General features: G+C 56.8%; 13 protein-coding genes and 3 pseudogenes. 6 read left to right on the forward strand and 10 right to left on the reverse strand.

Features of this window, described 5'->3' with window-relative positions; all coding sequences use genetic code 11:
- Nucleotides 1–64: 64 nt before the first annotated feature.
- The 3 genes from ACSFC7_RS25815 to ACSFC7_RS25825 all read right to left on the reverse strand — a co-directional run bounded on the left by ACSFC7_RS25815 (nucleotide 65) and on the right by ACSFC7_RS25825 (nucleotide 2066).
- On the reverse strand, nucleotides 65–391 hold the full coding sequence (locus ACSFC7_RS25815) for a hypothetical protein (protein ID WP_436348135.1): 327 nt from the start codon (nucleotides 389–391) through the stop codon (nucleotides 65–67).
- A 119-nt stretch (nucleotides 392–510) separates the two neighbouring features.
- Nucleotides 511–909, reverse strand: a complete 399-nt coding sequence (locus ACSFC7_RS25820) for a Rieske (2Fe-2S) protein (protein WP_436348136.1) — start codon at nucleotides 907–909, stop codon at nucleotides 511–513.
- Nucleotides 906–2066 carry an amidohydrolase family protein gene (locus ACSFC7_RS25825; protein WP_436348137.1) on the reverse strand — a complete coding sequence of 387 codons (1161 nt, stop codon included), beginning with the start codon at nucleotides 2064–2066 and terminating at the stop codon, nucleotides 906–908. The genes ACSFC7_RS25820 and ACSFC7_RS25825 overlap by 4 nt, the downstream gene beginning before the upstream one ends.
- 983 nt (nucleotides 2067–3049) lie before the next feature.
- Between ACSFC7_RS25825 and ACSFC7_RS25830 the strand changes: the two are divergent.
- From ACSFC7_RS25830 to ACSFC7_RS25850, 5 genes and pseudogenes are all read left to right on the forward strand, one after another.
- Nucleotides 3050–4067 (forward strand): annotated as a pseudogene (locus ACSFC7_RS25830) (mandelate racemase/muconate lactonizing enzyme family protein); the annotation flags it as partial.
- Between the two features lie 321 nt (nucleotides 4068–4388).
- Nucleotides 4389–5153 (forward strand): IclR family transcriptional regulator, encoded by a 765-nt coding sequence (locus ACSFC7_RS25835; RefSeq protein WP_436348138.1) that lies wholly within the window; start codon nucleotides 4389–4391, stop codon nucleotides 5151–5153.
- Between the two features lie 351 nt (nucleotides 5154–5504).
- The gene (locus ACSFC7_RS25840) at nucleotides 5505–7445 is read left to right on the forward strand and encodes an FAD-dependent oxidoreductase (protein WP_436348139.1); all 1941 of its coding nucleotides are present in this window, start codon (nucleotides 5505–5507) and stop codon (nucleotides 7443–7445) included.
- A gap of 77 nt (nucleotides 7446–7522) precedes the next feature.
- Nucleotides 7523–7918: a RidA family protein gene (locus tag ACSFC7_RS25845; RefSeq protein WP_436348141.1), complete on the forward strand. Its 396-nt coding sequence runs from the start codon at nucleotides 7523–7525 to the stop codon at nucleotides 7916–7918.
- 194 nt (nucleotides 7919–8112) lie between these two features.
- Nucleotides 8113–9879 carry a sodium:solute symporter family protein gene (locus tag ACSFC7_RS25850; RefSeq protein WP_436348142.1) on the forward strand — a complete coding sequence of 589 codons (1767 nt, stop codon included), beginning with the start codon at nucleotides 8113–8115 and terminating at the stop codon, nucleotides 9877–9879.
- 139 nt (nucleotides 9880–10018) lie between these two features.
- Here the strand turns inward: ACSFC7_RS25850 and ACSFC7_RS25855 are convergent.
- Nucleotides 10019–10941: pseudogene (locus ACSFC7_RS25855) on the reverse strand (aldehyde ferredoxin oxidoreductase C-terminal domain-containing protein); the annotation flags it as partial.
- Nucleotides 10942–10991: 50 nt separating this feature from the next.
- Between ACSFC7_RS25855 and ACSFC7_RS25860 the strand changes: the two are divergent.
- On the forward strand, nucleotides 10992–11186 hold the full coding sequence (locus tag ACSFC7_RS25860) for an SDR family NAD(P)-dependent oxidoreductase (protein WP_436348144.1): 195 nt from the start codon (nucleotides 10992–10994) through the stop codon (nucleotides 11184–11186).
- A 34-nt stretch (nucleotides 11187–11220) separates the two neighbouring features.
- Here the strand turns inward: ACSFC7_RS25860 and ACSFC7_RS25865 are convergent.
- From ACSFC7_RS25865 to ACSFC7_RS25890, 6 genes and pseudogenes are all read right to left on the reverse strand, one after another.
- Nucleotides 11221–11789: pseudogene (locus ACSFC7_RS25865) on the reverse strand (IS6 family transposase).
- Nucleotides 11790–11991: 202 nt separating this feature from the next.
- Nucleotides 11992–12714: a hypothetical protein gene (locus ACSFC7_RS25870; RefSeq protein WP_436348145.1), complete on the reverse strand. Its 723-nt coding sequence runs from the start codon at nucleotides 12712–12714 to the stop codon at nucleotides 11992–11994.
- Between the two features lie 67 nt (nucleotides 12715–12781).
- Complete coding sequence (locus ACSFC7_RS25875) at nucleotides 12782–13033, reverse strand: helix-hairpin-helix domain-containing protein (RefSeq protein ID WP_436348147.1); 252 nt, start codon at nucleotides 13031–13033, stop codon at nucleotides 12782–12784.
- 613 nt (nucleotides 13034–13646) lie between these two features.
- Nucleotides 13647–14396 carry a hypothetical protein gene (locus ACSFC7_RS25880; protein WP_436348149.1) on the reverse strand — a complete coding sequence of 250 codons (750 nt, stop codon included), beginning with the start codon at nucleotides 14394–14396 and terminating at the stop codon, nucleotides 13647–13649.
- Nucleotides 14393–14809 (reverse strand): phage integrase SAM-like domain-containing protein, encoded by a 417-nt coding sequence (locus ACSFC7_RS25885; RefSeq protein ID WP_436348151.1) that lies wholly within the window; start codon nucleotides 14807–14809, stop codon nucleotides 14393–14395. Before ACSFC7_RS25885 ends, ACSFC7_RS25880 begins: the two co-directional genes overlap by 4 nt.
- Nucleotides 14810–15364: 555 nt before the next feature.
- The gene (locus tag ACSFC7_RS25890; protein WP_436348153.1) at nucleotides 15365–17986 is read right to left on the reverse strand and encodes a heavy metal translocating P-type ATPase; all 2622 of its coding nucleotides are present in this window, start codon (nucleotides 17984–17986) and stop codon (nucleotides 15365–15367) included.
- Nucleotides 17987–18038 lie beyond the last annotated feature (52 nt).

An 18038-nucleotide genomic window follows, 5' to 3' on the forward strand; every position in this document is an offset into this window, starting at 1 on the left:
GGCGGGCCATCCGTCGATCCGTTCTACAAAACGATCGGGGAGGGATACGACGGCTCGTTCTCACTCAGTCGTCGAACACCTCGGTTATCGTCTCCCGAAACTCCTGAGAAGTCATTTCGAAAACCGTGTTCGCCTCCGAATCACGCCATCGGCGGACGGTTCGAACTGGCCGTCCGTTGACGCGGATTTCCCAGTCGTTGTCCGCCCCCGGCGTCGGATCGGCGAACTGGATGTCACAACGGTATTCCTCCTCTAAGGCGCTAACGACCTCGTGAACGTACGTCTCGTCAGTGAAGACCGGCGCATCGTACGTCGGGAGATCGAGTTCCGCACGTAATTGTTCGTTCTGCTTCCACCACGACGGCTGCTCGTCGGGACTGTCGTCGCCCATAGAGAGACAAACGCACGCACGCAACATAGTAATTCGGATGCGCTATTCGAATCTCGAAAACGCAAAAGAAGCTCTTGCTTCCGCCTTCCGTATCCCTGTCGGCGGTCTTTCACGGCGACCTACGTCGAGACGATAACATTCCCCTGCTCAACGCGCACGGGGAATGAACGGAGCTTGACGTCCGAGTCGGAGAGGCACTGTCCCGACGTGATGTCGTACTCCCAGCCGTGCCACGGACAGTTGAGGACTTCTCCATCCCGGCACCAATCGAGTTCGACCTCGAGCGAGTCGCGATCAAAGTCTGCCTCTACAGTCCCGGTAACCGGCCCCTCACAAAGCGGACCACCTTGGTGTGCACACCAGTTAGTGTATGCTTTGTACTCGCCGTTGACATTGAATACACCGACCTCGCGTCCGTTGAGGAGGACGACGATACGATCGCCATCCGCTAGTTCATCTTCTTGAGCGACAATATGCTCGTTCTCCGCCAGGCTCAGGTCCTGTTTTTTTGTACTCATAGATTCACCTCGATGTCGAAGACCTCAGCGGCATTACCGTAGAGGATTTTATTTCGTTTCTCCTCGGACAGTGATTCGAGGTGTCGCATCAACACTTCCGTGTTATCGATATCGAAGTGGGGATGATCCGTTCCGAACATGAGGTTGTCTGCCCACATCTCGATATGCTGTTGTAGGTGCTGAGCGTTGTTCGGTTCCTCGAGGGGTTGAGTGAGGAAGTAGAATTGATCACGTACGTAGTCTTCCGGCGGTTTTTTGAGAAGTGGCACTTCGCTTCGGCGCTCCTTGTAATCCCGATTCAGCCGGTACACGAGCGAAACCCAAGCGACCCCCGCTTCTTGGAATACAAAATCGAGATCGGGGAACTTTTCCGGAACACCGTTTTCGATCAGACTTGTCAGGGTTAGCAGTTGCGAGAAAATGTGAGCGAGCGAGTGATTCGCGAAGTAGGAGTTGAGTTCGTACTGGAGAATCGGGAAGTCGATCGCTAGGTCGGCGGCTGCAGCTCCGTGATATACCATGGGCAGGTCATTGTCCTCCGCAGCACGGTATATCGGATCGTACTCCGGATCACCGAGCGGCGTCCCGACACCGCTGGTGTTCAGGAGAATCCCGACGATCTGGTCGTGTTGCGCAACTCGTTCGATCTCTTCGACGGCGGCTTCGGGGTCCTGGGGAACGACGGTTGCCAGCCCCGAGAAGTTGTCGTGGCCCTCGAGGAATCGATCGACCATCACCTCGTTGGCGGCTCTGTTCAGGTTGACTGCCTTATCCGTCTGTGGAATGCTATTAAATTCCGGCAGATGGTTGACGATCGGATAGTCGACGTGAAATTCGTTGGAGAGCACCTCTTCGATATCTTCGACGGGATCCGTTACTTGCATCAATTCGGTGGGTAGCTTCCCACTCATATCGCGGTCCCAGGTGTCGGTCGGATACATTCCGTCGTAGGAGGAGGTATCCGGCCGAAGGTTGTACTCCAGCTGGGTCCGATACGGCTCATCGAGGTATTCCAGCATATCCCGCTGGATCCCCTCGTTACGGAACGACGTGTGGACGTCCACATCGATCACCGGAACGTCTTGGAGCTTCTTCGCTAGTTTATTTGATTTCGCATGGTCACTTCTACGGGCGAGCGACTGATTGCTTTCAGCCATACGTGAATAGTTATCACGGTGAACCTCATAAAGGTTATTGTACAACAGATAGAACGGTGAACGAGGCGGTGAGACGGTGAGAACTGATTCCCGACCGACTTACTGTACCACCATCCTCGAGCGAGTCGTTTCGATAATAGACGATGGCGTTTCACGCCAGCCGAGGGTTGATTCGGTAGTGACGCTGATGCGCCCAGTCGAGCAGGGGCGTTCGAGAGCGGAAGAAGATGCGTGTGGACCTCTTGGTTCGCACTGGGTGATGGATTTTGTGAGGTCTCTGATTCGACTACGGCGAACGGATGCAACACTTCAACCGTGACGGGGTGGAGCAGTGGGTCCGGACTCGCTCGCGGAGTGCGTGAACCGAGTGTCCCGAGAAACACAGCTACGAGACAACGGTCGCACACGCGTCGGGATAGGAGTGTCGAAAGTCTGATCTAGAGAACTGCTAGCAAGACGTTCGATAAACCCGAATATCGGGATAGACTCGCTGCTGGTCCGGTTTTCAGCGCATGAACGGAAGTTACCAGATGGGTTTACGAGAGTACGTATGTAATATACTCGAGCGGGCCTCGACCGGAGAATTCGGCTCTGTCGAATCACTGGAAGACGTATTCTGCTCGAGCATCGGCTTCGCCACGCGTACGCGGAGCCAGTGTTTCGAATCGAGAGACGACTCGCGAGGAGTCATGTAGCCGTAGAACCAGCGGCAGTGTGGCGGTTTCCGTCGTCAAACGAAGGAAACACTGAAATCAAGCCTCGTATATCGATCCCACGAAGGTAAAGATTTAATACGGATTTCACCAATTCGTATTGTGTGTGTTGATACCAATCGACTAAGTCAAAGCGCTCTAGCGTGCTGAACGACATCCACTACCCACGAAGCGGATACGCATACCAATGAGAACTAACACCACAGGTTCGACGAAGAGACGAAGCGTTCAGACGAACAGCCCCGACCGGTCCCGAATAAGAGGTCGAGTATGCAGATAGAATCGATCGACGTCTGCCAAGTCGACCTTCCGTACTCGGGTGGTGTCTACCACCTGTCCGGCGGCCGGACGTACTCCGAGTTCAATGCGACTATCGTTCGACTCGCTACCGACGACGGCCTGGAAGGAAGGGGGGGAATCGACACCGTTCGGTCCGAACTACGTCGCTGCCCACGCACGCGGCGTTCGGGCCGGTATCGAAGAGATGGCAGACTCGGTACTCGGTTGCGACCCGCGTCACGTCGATCGAGTGAACGAGACCATGGACCAGTCGTTAGTGGGACACAAGCACGCGAAGACCGCGATCGACGTGGCGTGTTGGGACCTATTCGGAAAAGCGACCGACATGCCCGTGTGTGACCTCCTGGGTGGCACCACGAACACGAGTATGCCGCTCATCTCCTCGATCCACGCCGGTGACCCGGAAGAGATGCGCCAGCGAGTCGCCGACTATCGCGATAGAGGGTACAAAGGCCACTCAATCAAGATCGGGGCCTCGCAATCGGACGGTGGCCCCGGGCTGGACGCGACTCGAATCGAGCGAGCGCTGGCGGATGCCGAACACGACGAGTTCTTCATCGTCGATGGCAACGGTGGACTGACCGCCGAACACGTGTTACGCGTGCTATCCCTCCTGCCGTCGGGTCTCGATTTCGTACTGGAGAACCCCTGCGAGACGTGGCGTGAAAACGTTTCACTACGGCGGAGAAGCAACGTTCCGATGTATTTCGACGAACTGGCGAACAGCGACGAGTCGATACTGCAGGCGATTGCCGACGACGCGGTCGACGGTATCGGGTTGAAGATATCGACGAGCGGCGGGCTGACACCCGGGCGCCGGCACCGTGACATGTGTCTCGCCGCAGGCATCCCGCTCAGCGTCCAAGCGACGACGGGGTCGGAGATCGCGTTCGCCGCGCTCGCTCATCTGGGCCAGACCGTTCCACCGGAGATGCTCCGATGCGTTCTCGACTCGAGTGAGATCGATAATATCGAATATATCAGATTTTATTGGCGATAGACACTGGGGGAGACGCGAAAGTGGTCTCCAGCAGGGACTCGGCGAACGACTTTCCGCTTGAAACGTCAAAGGGAGAGTCCTGTACGAGGTCCTCATCGTCCAAGGGCTACGACCGAATCGCTCAAAGAATGCAGGCCCATTGCTGTACACGAGTCTATTTACGGTCGTATGAATGTAAATAATCCCGCCGTCGTGGCTTTACGCTACTCTGTTCATACCAACATTATACCGAAATTGATGGGGCTTAAAAAAGAGAGCACAAATTAAAAGCCCGACATTTTTAAGTGTTCACCCGGCTAGGTCTTCGATATGACTGGAACTGGACCGACACGGCGGATAAAAACAGCGGACAATGTTTTCGATATATTCGATACCATCCAGGAAGAGAACGGTGCTACGATTGGAGAGATCGCTACCAAGTTGGGTCTGGCGAATAGCACCGTTTCCGACTATCTGGCCACGTTGGAAGCTCGCGAATACGTCGTGCGGGAAGGAAACGAGTTCCGACTCAGCTTCAAGTTCTTAGATTACGGAATCCACGTCAAGAACAAAGATCGATTGGCGCAGACAGCCACGCCGATTCTAGAACAGAAGGCCGTCGAAACCGGAGAAGTCGTCTATCTAATCGTAGAGGAGCACGGTCGAGCAATATTCTTGGACAAGAGTGTAGGTGAGCGGGCAACCGAAACCACCGGACGTGTAGGGCTCCGTGCGAACTTGCACTACTTGGCCGGGGGGAAGGTGATCTTGGCACATATGGATCGGACAAGGGTTGACCAGATCATCCAGAATCACGGACTGCCGAAACGCACGGAGAATACGATAACGAACCCAGAAGAGCTGTACGACGAACTAGACGAAATCCGGGAACGGGGAACTGCATACAACATGGGGGAAGAGATTGAGGGGCTTCGAGCCGTTGCCGCTCCGGTGATCCACGGAGACGAAATACTGGGTGGTATCAGCATCGCGGTTCCCTCGACGCGATTCGAGAATTCGGAGTACAAGGAAACGCTGTTGACAGCCGTGCGGGAAGCGGCGAACGAGGTCGAGCTTCGACTGCGATACGAGTAGGAGAAGAGCGAAAATCGCGGCGTGCTGCCCCGCGGGGTCGCGATACTCTATTGATACCGCGGTCACGTTATTCTACAGGAGAGTAATAGACGGAATCGAAAATCACCGGTCTCGTTCGACCAGCTGATCTCCGAACCTCGGTGAACTCGAATCCCCGCCGTACCATCTCGTCAGAGTAGTCTGTTGGAAAGTTCCCACTGGGCTCCGTCGCAAAAATCGAACGACTCTTCCTTGAGGCAGGTTTCGCGTGCTTCGCGCTCGGCCAGTGTATCGACGCAGCAGACGACGTGAAGCAGTGGTCGGCATCTACTCTGAGAAAATACTATATATGTCGATGCCTTTTGCCATCATATGGCATATCCGACCTTACTCCAGGAGACGGATCTCGGGCCTGTTTCGCTAAGGAACCGGATCATGAGTTCCGGTCACCAGACGACTTTGGTCGAGGACTACCTGCCAACGGAAGACTTCTTCGCGTACCATCGCGCCCGTGCTCAGGGGGGAGCTGGCCTCATCGTTCTTGAGGCTCACTCTGTTCATGAAAGCGGTTTATTAACGGACCACACGATCGATGCTAGCCGAGATGCTATTGTTGACGAGTACCGACCGTTCGCGGAGGAGATCAACAGCCTCGGAACCAAGCTATTCTGTCAGCTATTCCACGGTGGTCGGGAACGATATTCCGGCGATTACGCGCCGCCAGCCCCAGCGCCGTCCGATACGCCAACTGAGCGACTGCATGTTATTCCCTGTCCGATGGAAACGGACGAAGTCTATGAGATGATCGAGGCGTATGCAGACGCAGCCGAACGGATGGACCGTGCAGGGTTAGATGGGGTAGAAATCGTCGGCTCGCATAGTTATCTCCCCGCACAATTTTGGAATCCGTCTCTAAACGATCGCTCTGACGAGTTCGGGGGGAGTCTCGAGAACCGATGTCGCTTCACCGTCGAGATCGCCGACCGGATTCGGGATCGTGTGAGTGATGACTTTACCGTAGGTATTCGACTCAGTGCTGAGGAGAAACACAAGCACGGACTCTCTCTGGAGGAAACACTCCCAATAATCCAGCATCTTGACGAGGCCGCCACGTTCGACTACTGGAGCGTCGTCGTAGGGAGTTCGAGCACCCATAAGGGGTGTAGCTACATCGTCCCGCCAGCCTCCGAGGACCGACAGATCGTCCGTTCGCCCGGCGAGGCAGTCGCCTCAGTGATCGAATCTCCGCTTATCCTCACCTCGCGTATCAATACCCCTGCGAAAGGTGAAGAGATGGTCAGCGACGGTCCAGCTGACGTCGTCGGAATGACCCGGGCGCTCATCGCGGATCCGGACATGCCTGCCAAAGCAGCCGAGGGCCGCGAGTCGGATATCCTTCCCTGTGTTTCCTGCAATCAGGGCTGTATAGGGAGGTACCAAGAGGAGCTCCCGATCCGCTGTACGATGAACCCAGTTACGGGCCGAGAACGAGAGTTTCGTACGCTCGAGGCGGCCGAGTCCGCCAAAGAGATCGCGGTCATCGGTGGCGGACCAGCCGGTCTCGTTGCGGCGTCTACAGCGGCGGAGCGTGGCCACGAGGTGACGCTCTTCGAACAACGAGACGTCCTCGGTGGAAAGATACGGACGTATGCCGACCTCGACCACCGTGGTGCGTACGGCGAGTGGGTCGAGGCGATGGTGAATCGACTCGAGGCTTACGAGGTCGATATCGAACGAGGAGTCGAGTTCGATCCGGGACAGTCTTCCGGGTACGACGTCTATCTTCTCGCAATCGGGAGTCATGGACGGAAACCGGACATTACTATCGATGACGATGCGCACGCGGTGACCGCCGTCGAAGCGCTCGAAAACCCCGAAGAACTCGGCGAATCGATCGTAGTATCCGACTGGGACGGAAACTGGAGTGCACTCGACCTGGCAAGTACGCTCGGATCGGAACACGACATCGAGGTGATCACCTCGGCGTACACGGCCGGAGAGTCGGTCCAGCAGTACCGGCAGAATCAGTTGCTCGCAAAGCTTGACGAACTCGATGTAACGTTGACGCCCCATCACCGCGTTCGTGAAGTCAAGGAGTCGAATATCGAGTTAGAGAACCTCTTTTCCGAGTCAGTCGACGAACGTCACGGCGTCGATACAGTTGTTTTCGCTCACGGTGGCGAGGCCGACTACTCCCTCTATCGGAACCTCGTTGCGGAGGGGGCGCAGGTCGAACGAGTCGGTGACTGCTGGGCTCCTCGGTCGCTAGACGAAGCCGTCTGGGAGGGATTCAAAGCGGCAACTGAGATCTGATCCTGTCGAGAGATCGTAAGGATCCCTCTGTCGGAGAAAACGTTAAACACTTGGAAAATCATTCATTAGGTGGTCTTATGACCTTCGAGACATTCCATACTGGGACGAACTGGGAGACTGATGCCGACTTCTCCCAAGTGGCGCGTATCCCGGCTGACGCCGACATCGTCGTCACCTCCGGTCAAATCGCCTACGACGAAGACGGGAACGTAGTCGGGCGGAACGACATCCACGCCCAGGTCGAGCAGTGCTTCGAGAACTTAGGCCGAACGCTGGAATCAGCCGGCTCGTCGTACGATAACGTCGTCAAGCTCCGGTACAGTATTACCGATCCGGAGTACTACGAGACGATCAAGGACGTTCGTACAGAGTATCTTACCGAACCGTACCCGACCGGGATGCTGGCAGTGGTCGACGAACTCGCGGAACCGGAACTTATGGTGGAAATCGAAGCGATCGCAGTCGGAACGTAGCACTGTTCCGAAGCGGCACGCCATACTCTTTATCGACAGTGGTGACCCAGTAACCGACGGACGTCCGAGCCTCGTCGGGTTCCAGGATTGGTTCACGTCCAGAAGCATAACGAGATACGTTCTATATAATACACCCGAATACGTGGGTGTAATATATAACAATCTTTATGGGGTATTGGGCGGGACTGAAATGCATGGTAGAGGTTAACTCATTCGTAATAGGTGTCGGCATATCATTAGTAGCGTTCGTCCTCATCGGTGGATACGCCGGTCGACTCGTAGACGACATGGCCGACTACTACGTCGCCGGTCGAAACGCTCCGACGTTGCTGATCGTTGGAACACTGGTCGCGTCGTTCCTCAGTACCGTCGCGTTCCTAGGTGAGCTGGGGTTCGTCTACGACGGATACGGATACCTCCTGTTGGTGTTACTTCCGTTTAACGCGGCGGGCTACGTGATCGGCTCTTACTTCTTCGGTAGGTACATCTACCAGATGAAGCCGTTGACTGTCCCGGAGTATTTCGGAAAGCGATTCGATTCGAACCGCGTCAGGATCATCGCTGGGCTGACTTTGATACTGGGACTCAGTGTGTACTTGGTCGCAATTACACAGGGACTCTCGCTCCTGCTTGAAGACATTGCGCAGATCAGCTACGGATGGAGCGTGTTGATAGTCGTACTCGCTTACGTCTCGTTCACGTTCTACTCGGGTTCACAGGGCGTCGTGATCACCGACACGATCATGTTCTTGATATTCGTCGGCGCCACGGTAATCGCCGGTCCATTCATCGTGATCGCCACGGGTGGGTGGCCTGAGGTCATCCAGCAGCTAGCGTCATCGAATCCCGATATGCTCGCCTGGCACGGCTATATGGGTGAGGGTGATTACATGGGTGGACCCATCACGTCTCTCATCTGGGCGATCACCCTCGGATTCGTGTGGGGGATGGTCGTGGCAATCAGCCCGTGGCAGACGAGTCGGTATATTATGGCCAAGGACGAACACACGATCTTGCGGTCGGGCCTCTTCAGTATGGGCATCCTGATGCTGCTATACCTGATCTTTGTGCTGGCCATCCCGAGCATCCGTCTGATCAATGCCGATATCTCACCCTCTGATATGGTGTTCGTCTGGGCGGCTCAGAACACTCTCCCGCTAGCGGTCGGTGTCATTGTGATTTCCGGAATCGTGGCTGCTGGACTATCGTCCTGCTCTACGTTCCTCTCTCTCGTCGGATTCAGTCTGAACAGGGACCTCGCAGAAGTTTCGGACATCGACTACTTTGACGATTACACTGAAGAGGACTTCCTGTGGCTGAGTCGACTCTTCATGGTGGTCGTCGCCGTCGCCGTGTTCGTGATGACGTATTTCCAGCCGCCAGCTGTAATGTGGATCGGGTACTTCGCCGCGACGTTGTTCGCTGCGTCGTGGGGGCCGATCGGCTTCCTTAGCATATATTCGAAACGCGTTACCGAAGCGGGCGCCTTTTGGGGAATCGTCGTCGGATTCTTCGCAGTAATCGTCACCGAAGCGCTCCAGGAATACGCTGGGCTAACTCTCCCGACATACCTTCACTCTGTAATCATCGGGTTCGTGCTTAGCACGGTGGCGATCGTAGTGGCGAGTTACCTGACCGAACCCAGTCCGACCGCGGTCGAGCGAAGAGAAGAGATGGTTCGGGCAACTGGCGATTATGACCTGACGAAAGTCAACCGAACGGTGACGTACACGAAAGGCCTGATGGGTATGGGAGTCATTCTGTCAGCGATCATGTACGTGTTCTGGTATCGGCCGTTCGCGGACACCGTCGGGATGGGCGGTATGAATGGAAACCTGGGGCTAGCACTCTACTACGGGGCCGTCCCGATTGCAGTCGCCGCACTGTCGTACTGGCTGATCAAGCAATGGGACACGGCCTCAGTTAGCGAAGAGAAGCAAGTTATGGTCGGTGAGGACTAGAACGTACAAGTCGATCGTATTGCTTCAGCCACGCTGAAGCGGAAACCGACGAAGATTGGCTTCGAGCGTTCGCCTTCGCGTGGACTCACGAACACTACCATCGATACGGGCAGGGCGAACGGGCTCGCCCATCGCGGTGTCAGGTTTCTGCGGCTGTACGGTCTTCGGGCAGGGCTTCACCAGGGACGACACCGTCGCTCCAGCCACGAGCGTCGTAGTACTCGTTGAGGGCCGCTGAAAGTCCGGCAGGTCGTAGGGTAGATCGGCATCGTCCACGCGGTCGAACCCCTGCTGGTTGTTGAAGTGACGCTCCAGAGTGACGATGCGGTCGCCGACAGCCAGCAGGTCTTCGAAGTCGGCGCCGAACAGCATCTCGTAGCGCTCGAGGGTCATGTAGTCGCGGGAAAACTTGCAGACGACGCTGGTGTCGTTCAGCGCCATTCCCCTCGGTAAGCTGGTCACCGACTCCCTCCTGATGGGCGATCTTCTCTACGAGTTCGCGGACGAGTTCATCGTTGCCGAACTCGTCCTCGGCAGCGAGGTAGGCCTCGACCGTGTTACCCGCCGAGATAGCGTTGTGGCCGTACTGGTCGCACAGTTCGTTGGACTTCATCACCTCGACGATGTCATCGACTCCGGAGTTCGACCCGAAGGCCATCGCGACTTCGAACTCGGGGCCCTCCGTTTCGACACCCTCCACATCGTCTCTCGTGGGAAGCTTGCAGGCGAACGCGCAAGCCGAACAGGTCTCCTTCTTGTACTTCTTCTTCTCGACGCCGGCGCCGTTGATGCCCTCAACGCCCTCGAACTGGTGCTCAAAGAAGTGGTAGGAGGGCAGCACTCCATCTCGTTGGCGAGGTCCATCACCGTGATCGTCCCCTGGCGCTTCATAATGTGGTTGTCGGTCGCGGCCTCGCGGTAGATCTCCATCTGGCTTGCCGAGATCTCGATGTTCAGCGCGGAGTCGCCGTCGAAGGTGAGTGCCTTTACGTTCTTCGTGCCCAGGACCGCCCCGAATCCGCCACGGTCGAAGGCCCGCTCTTCGGACGTCATGATCGAGGCAGTGGAATCGGAAAAGCCACGGCCAAAAGGTTCGCCTCGGTGGGGTGGACGTGGCTATCTGCTCTAGAAATCAGGAGGACGTTACTGCCGCCGCTGAAGCCATCTCCGAGGTGACCGAGGGAGAAATTCTCCCGGTCGAGTGTAACGTCCGGAACCGATCTGAGATGGACCGAATGGTTGAAGCAACGGTCAACGAATTCGGCCGGCTCAACGTTCTCATCAACAACGCCATCGTGTTCGGATAAGCTGGTTCCATGCGAAGGCGAATGATTTGATGAACTAACCAGTAGTTTCTGAGTAAGTATTGATAAAGAAGTTTGAGAACGAGAATTTCGGCGTCTTATCTAACAAAAGATACGTTCGACGCTGTTTTGATTTCCATGTCGCTCGTATCTGAAATCGAGGCCATACCGTTGACAGGCGTAGTTCAGTGACTTATCGCTGTCGACGAGAAACACAGTGTCATTGATTCCGCGTTTCTCGCACAAATCTGTGAAGGACGAATTGCTATAACCTTTGTTTTAGTCGTGATAAGCTTTGTATGGGGTAATACGCTTGACTCTAGATCGACAGATATATACAGCAATATTGTTCATTGCCGAGCCGGATCACCGACTCGTTAATCGCGACGTGATCCAGCTGTTTCCTAACTGGTGGCTGTAGATCCGCCTTGTGAACCTAGTTATAAACAGTCGATCGAGTCCGTTCGACACCAGATATATCTATAATCCGAATGGATTTCGAAAGCGAGAGAACAGCAAGATGGAACTAAAACTGAGATTTATCAACAGTATCAATGTTTCTTCGCGCTCCACAAAATCCGAGTCGAACTGGCGACCATCGGGAATGAATCACTTTGAATACGTCACATCTCACTCCTTCAATCTTATCTGAACACAACCCCTCGGAACAGCGATATCGAATTATAAATATACTCGTGTGATATGTTTGAATGGTGAGATTATTATCTGGCCGGTCGCTTGACGAAGACTAATCCCGAGATTGTAGCTATCTGGGTTACGCTGCTGGTTGAATATGATCGGCAGGAGATCAAGCAGCTAGTTCTTCGCGTCCGCGCTGGGGGTCTCTAGTCGCTCTATCAGGCGTCTCGATGCTGACTGATGCGAACTCGTCCTCCAGTCGCGCCAGCAGCGTCTCGGCCCTCGTCAACTGCGTCGGCGTCCCCTCGAGGTGATCGCCGGTCATTGCGACGAATCGGTTTCGATCATAGACCTCCAGCGTCTGGTCTCCGGTCTCGTCAAGTGACCCGATGAGCGACTTGATGCCGTCCGAAAGACGACCGCGAGCGAAGATGTAAACGCCGGTACCTGAGGTGGAGATTGCAGCGTACGAATCGGTGTCGTCGATCAGGTCCTGTGCAGCGCAGCTTGGTTCGCTGTCGATCACGACGTCATCAAGGTCCAGAAACACGACGTCATCGTTGCGGGTGATAGCATACGCCAGATCGAGGTCGTGGGGGAGCTTCGACCGCCAGCGCGACGCCTCCCGGAAGGAGGTCCAGTTCGCCGGATCCATCGCGTCGACGTACCGGAGCGCATCTCCAGTCTCCCACGGTGCACGTGGGATCTTCCGTCCGTCGTCCGTCTGCTTCCAGAGGAACCACTGGTCGCGATCGACCATCTCCTGTGGGAATCGCTCGCTCTCGAGGGGGCCGCCGCCTTTGTCGTCGTCAGGGAAATCACTGCCACCGCTCGTCTCGTCCACTCCGGCAGCGTCACCTGATTCACCGTCGCGGTCGCCTTCGACAGCCACTGTTTCACCGCCGTTATCGGTTTCCGTCGAATCTGAATCCTCAGTAAGTCCGGTAGCGCCTTCACGGTCAGTGGTGGGTTGACCACACCCCCCCTCGTGTCGAGCCCTCCGCCGGGTCGGAGGACGTCTCGTGCGTTTCCGACAGTCCATCGAGTTTCTCCTGCGCAGTCTCCTTGAAGTACTGTGCGAGGTCGTCACCGATATACCGGGCTTCGGTCAGTTCGTCGACGGAGGCCTGGGCCACGTCCTCGATCCGATCGAAGCCAGCCTGCAACAGGTAGTGGCGGTACCGTATTGCGTACTCATCGAGCTGGACCACAGATCGGCCGGCACCCGAACCAAAGAGGAGTAAAAGGCTCTCTTCTGCCGATTCAGGTGGAACCAACGCTGCAGCGAGGTCCGCATAGGCATCCGCCACCTCGGTCCGATCCGCGTTTACGGAGTCGGCGATCTCAGAGATGAAGGTGTGCTCCCACCTGCATTGTTCTCGAGCGGCGGCCCGAATACACTGCGCAGTGGTCTCGGTGATCCTCGGCGTTCGATGGAGTTCGCGGACGGAAGCTTCCGCGACGTCGGCAGCGCATTCGTATCCGACCAGAAACCAGGTATTATATAGCGGCACTTAGTTTATATAGATAGAATATCCACCTACAACTGCTCAGACAGCCAGTATCACTAAAATAGATGTGTCTATTGAATATATAATTAGACAGATGATTTAATATAAGAAACCATGAAGTGCACTGCTCAAGTGATAGAGACTCAGTATTCGAGATGAACCAAGAGGCTACGTCGAGTTGTTCTGGGAAGGGCTTAAAGAGAACGTGAGATGAGAATGAAATGACAACGGTTCCAGACCGGATTCGTAGCTGGGGTGACGATTGCGCTCCTAATATCCTATTCTGGGGAGCGCTGTAAGGCTCATAGGCAGATCAATCGCTGGCATTTTCGAGAATCTCGTCAACGGCCTGTGCCGTCTCGCTGGCTTGGATGTCTTGATAGGACTCATCGGTGACGTCCATCGACGTATGCCGGAGCGATTTCTGTGCGACCTCGGCGTGCCCTTTTTTGTACAATTCATGGCCGATACCGCGACGTGCGCCGTGGGGTTTCAGATACCCTCCCGGGTCATACTCGAGGTCATCATACGCGCCGTCCAGTTGCTCCAAGAGCCGTTGCAGGATCGATCGAGCGCCGTTCGTCGACAGGGACGGCTGCGGCATTTCGTGCTCGCGTAGCAGCTCGTCGATCGACTTTCGTTTAAGCATCGTCTCGATGCGTGCCTCTGAGAACTCGTCGACGAGCGCCTGTTTCTTCGACGGGTAGTGGTTCGTCGGAAAGACCGGCCACTCCTCTGTCGGTGGCTTGAGGACTCGTTTGTACTTCTCGAGCGCTGACGCTGCCCGCGGCGGGAGCTGAGCCTGCTGGTATGGATCCTTGTCTTCACGACGGACCTTCCCTAGCACGGTGATGGTATTCCCCTCGAGGTCGACATCGTCCCACGTGATCCCGTTGCGACGGTTGTCTCTCGAGACTGCGAAGACCTCCGCGCCGCGGACCCCGGTCAGACTGAGGATCGTTACGATCACTCGGTCTCGGTACCGCTCGAGGCGAAGTTTCGGCGGGACCTGCGGTGGCGTGAGCGCGCTATCGACGCGATCGCGACAGAACCGAAGTGTCATCTCCCGTTCTTTCGACGACCAGAACTGCCGGTCGGGCTGGGATGTGATCTGCGGGAGGAACTCGTCGGCGTCGTTCCGATTCGCCGGATTCGTGTCGATATGACCGTCACGGACTGCGAACGACAGGAACGCGCGCGGATGTAGTCGTAGTAGGTATGGACCGTCGACGCTGAGAGTTCACGATCGTCAGAGTCGGTCTGATCAGCTAGATACTCACCGTAGCGTCGGCACAAGTCGCGGTTGATCTTGTCGAACGACTCGAGGCCGAAGTGATCGATCCACTCCTCGAGGACGTGGTCGACTGTGACCTTCGATCGGCCGGAGAGAGTCTTCTTGTAGCGCTCTTTCACTGCTCTGACGGCGTTTCTCCCACCGCTCGAGCGGTCAGGAACCTTTCTCTCGCTGGAATCCATCTATTCGGATTCGCATACAGTAGCGACCCTCGTAAAGTTACTATGTCAAACTGGTATTTAGACAAGTAATTCAAATAGTCCTTAATTCTCCTGTTTTCGGCACGCTCGATCAACTAAGCGTACAATATAACTCTCTATAAATACTATATTACTATATCTTTTGCAGTTGCTGGAGTTCACAGATTCTGCGTTTGGATTTCTACAAACCACCAACTAAAAAACAGATCTAGTAGAGCCCGAACTAATTCAGCGTGTTGTAAGATTTGGCCGGCGGGTGTCAAGGTCAGTGGGTCGCGTTGTGGAAGGCTGCGAACGCTGCTGGCGGCCACCCCTGAAAGGATTCCTTCGGGATGACGAAATTGGCCTCGTCGAGACTGTGAGCGCGTAGCGAATAGTGCGCTGCGGGAGCCGCATCTTTTCTGCAATCTCTCGCTGCGTCAGTGTTTCGTGGCCCTCCAAGACGTTCGCGACGAGGTGCGGACTGTCGAGGGCATCCAACCGTGCCTCTGGGGACTCGTCGGGCCTAACGAGAGGGAAGGAGACATGGGGAACGTATCAGTCTTCGACGGGCGTGATTTGTGAGAGACGCATCGCGTTCCCTGTCACGCCGAGAGTCATCCCGGCATCCCCGATTAGGACAGCCACCCAAATGGGGACGAGGCCGAACGGAACGGCGAGCGCGAGCGCGGCCTTCGCGGCGAGACTCACCCAGATGTTCTGCCGGATGATGCCGTTCGCGTCGTGTGAGAGTTCGTAGAGGTAGGGGAGCCGAGAGAGATCGTCACTCATCAACGCGATATCTGCTGTCTCGAGGGCGGTGTCGGTCCCGGCCGCGCCCATCGCGATCCCAACCGACGCCGTCGCGAGTGCAGGCGCGTCGTTCACGCCGTCTCCGACCATCGCGATACCGTTGTAAGTCTCGTCCAGGTCGCGGATCGATTCAACCTTCTCGTCGGGGAGGAGTTCCGCGCGGAACTCATCGACGCCGACCTCGTCGGCGATGGCACGTGCGGTCCGCTCGTTGTCCCCGGTGAGCATCACGACGTGCTCAACCCCAAGGTCGTGCAGGCGTGCGACCGCGGATCTCGCCTCCGGGCGGATCTCGTCGGCAACCGCGATGGCGCCCTCAAGTTCGTCCTCGGTGCCGACGAGGATGACCGTCTTCCCCTCGGATTGGAGGTCGGGGATGGTGTTCTCGAGGAGATCGAGACAGCCGTTCCGCTCGCACAGCTGCTGGGAGGTCTGCGTGACGACCCCGCCGTCGGTGACAGCGTGGACGTGCGTGAGATCGAAGCCGAGTTCCTCGAAGAACCCGGGCTTGCCCGCATAGTGCGTCTCGCCGTCAAGGTCGGCGCGTACGCCCTTCCCGGTGACCGACTCGAAGGTGTCGACCGAGCGCTTTCCAAGATCGTTCTCGGCAGCGTGCTCGACGATGGCCTCACCGATGGGGTGCTCGGAGCGCGATTCGAGGCCGCGTGCGCACCGGAGGACATCCTCCTCGGTGTTGCCGTTGAGGGCGACGACGTTCGTGACGGCGAGTTCACCCTTCGTGAGGGTGCCCGTCTTGTCGACGGCGAGCGCGTCAACGTCGCCCATCGCTTCGAGGTGGCTACCGCCCTTGATGAGGACGCCGTTCTTCGCGCCGCTCGTAATTCCGGAGACGACGGAGACGGGCGTGGAGATGACGAACGCGCAGGGGCACGCGAGGACGAGGAGCGTCAGGCCGTAGACGATGGACTGCTCCCAGGCGGTGCCGAGCAGATACGGCGTCCCGATGGTGACGAGAACGGCGAACGCGACAACGGCAGGCGTGTAGTAGCCGGCGAAGCGTTCGACGAACTGCTCGCGCTCGGTCTTGTTCCCCTGGGCGTCCTCAACCATCTCGATGATTCGCGAGAGCGTGTTGTCGCCCGCCTCAGAGGTGACCTGCACTTCGAGGTAGCCCTCCTCGTTGATTGTGCCAGCATACACCTCGTCGCCCCCGGTCTTGTCCACGGGCACGCTCTCGCCCGTGATGGGCGCCTGGTTCACGGCGCTCTCGCCGTCAACAACCTCGCCGTCCATCGGAATCTTCTCGCCCGGCTTCACACGGACGACGTCGCCGACGCGAACGTCGTCCACCGGAACGGTGACCTCCTCGCCGTCGCGGACGACGGTTGCCTCGTCCGGGGAGAGGTCCATCAGTTCCTGGAGGGAGTTGCGGGCCTTGTCCATCGAGTAGCGTTCAAGTAGTTGGGCGACGCTGAACAGGAACGCGAGCAACGCGGCCTCCATGTAGAGCCCCTCGCCAAAGCCGAGGCTGACGGTGACGGCGCCGATGATGGCGAGGCTCATCAGGAGGTCGATGTCGAAGTTCCGGTTGCGCAGCGAGTAGTAGCCGCCCCGGATAATCTCCTGGCCGCCGGTCACGACGGCGACGAGAAAGAGGAAGTCCGCGGTCGAGAACGCCACGCTGCCGGCGGCGAGCAACTCGGAATTCAACCCGCTGAGGACGAACTCGAACAGCAGGCCCAGCAGGGTGAAGCCGCCGCTGATCCACGACTTGATCGCTCGCGTGCTGCGCCAGACACTCTCAGTCTCTGCGAGGGCGTCACCGTCGGCTTCGCCCGAGGCGGTCGTCTCCGTGACGTCGTAGCCGGTACCTTCGATGGCGCGCGTAATCCCGTCCGCGGAGACGTGGGACTGATCATAGGTGACGACGACCTTCCCGGTCGTTGGTTGAGTCTGGTAGGTGGTAACGCCGTCGAGTTCGTCGAGGGCGTTCTCGACCTTCCCCGCACAGGATGGGCAGTCCATCTCGGGGACGGTGAACTTCTCGGTTGTTTCACCGACGCCAGATTCAACGGTGTAGCCGGCTTTCTTGACGCGCTCGGCGATTTCGCCCGGAGCCGTTCGACTCTCCTCGTAGGAGACAGAGAGTGTCCCAGTAGTCACCTGAGGGTCAACGGCAGTGATGCCGTCGAGTTTTTGGACGCTATTTTCTACCTTTCCCGCACAGGACGGGCAGTCCATCTCGGGGACAGAGAACTGGGCGACGTCGGCCTGATTCGACGAGGTTGCGGTTACGCGGTTGGCATCCTGTCCATTGTTGTGATGGACATGATCGTTCCCGTGTTCGTGGTCATGAGAAGGGGATTCATCACCTGGTTCGTGTGAATCCCGGTCGGATGGTGTCATCACCTTACGGTAGGAGTGAGAGTTCGATATGTCTTTGTTGGAATATTCCAAT

This window comes from Natronorubrum halobium (genome assembly GCF_051351675.1).
In the GTDB taxonomy this organism is placed as follows: Archaea; Halobacteriota; Halobacteria; order Halobacteriales; family Natrialbaceae; genus Natronorubrum.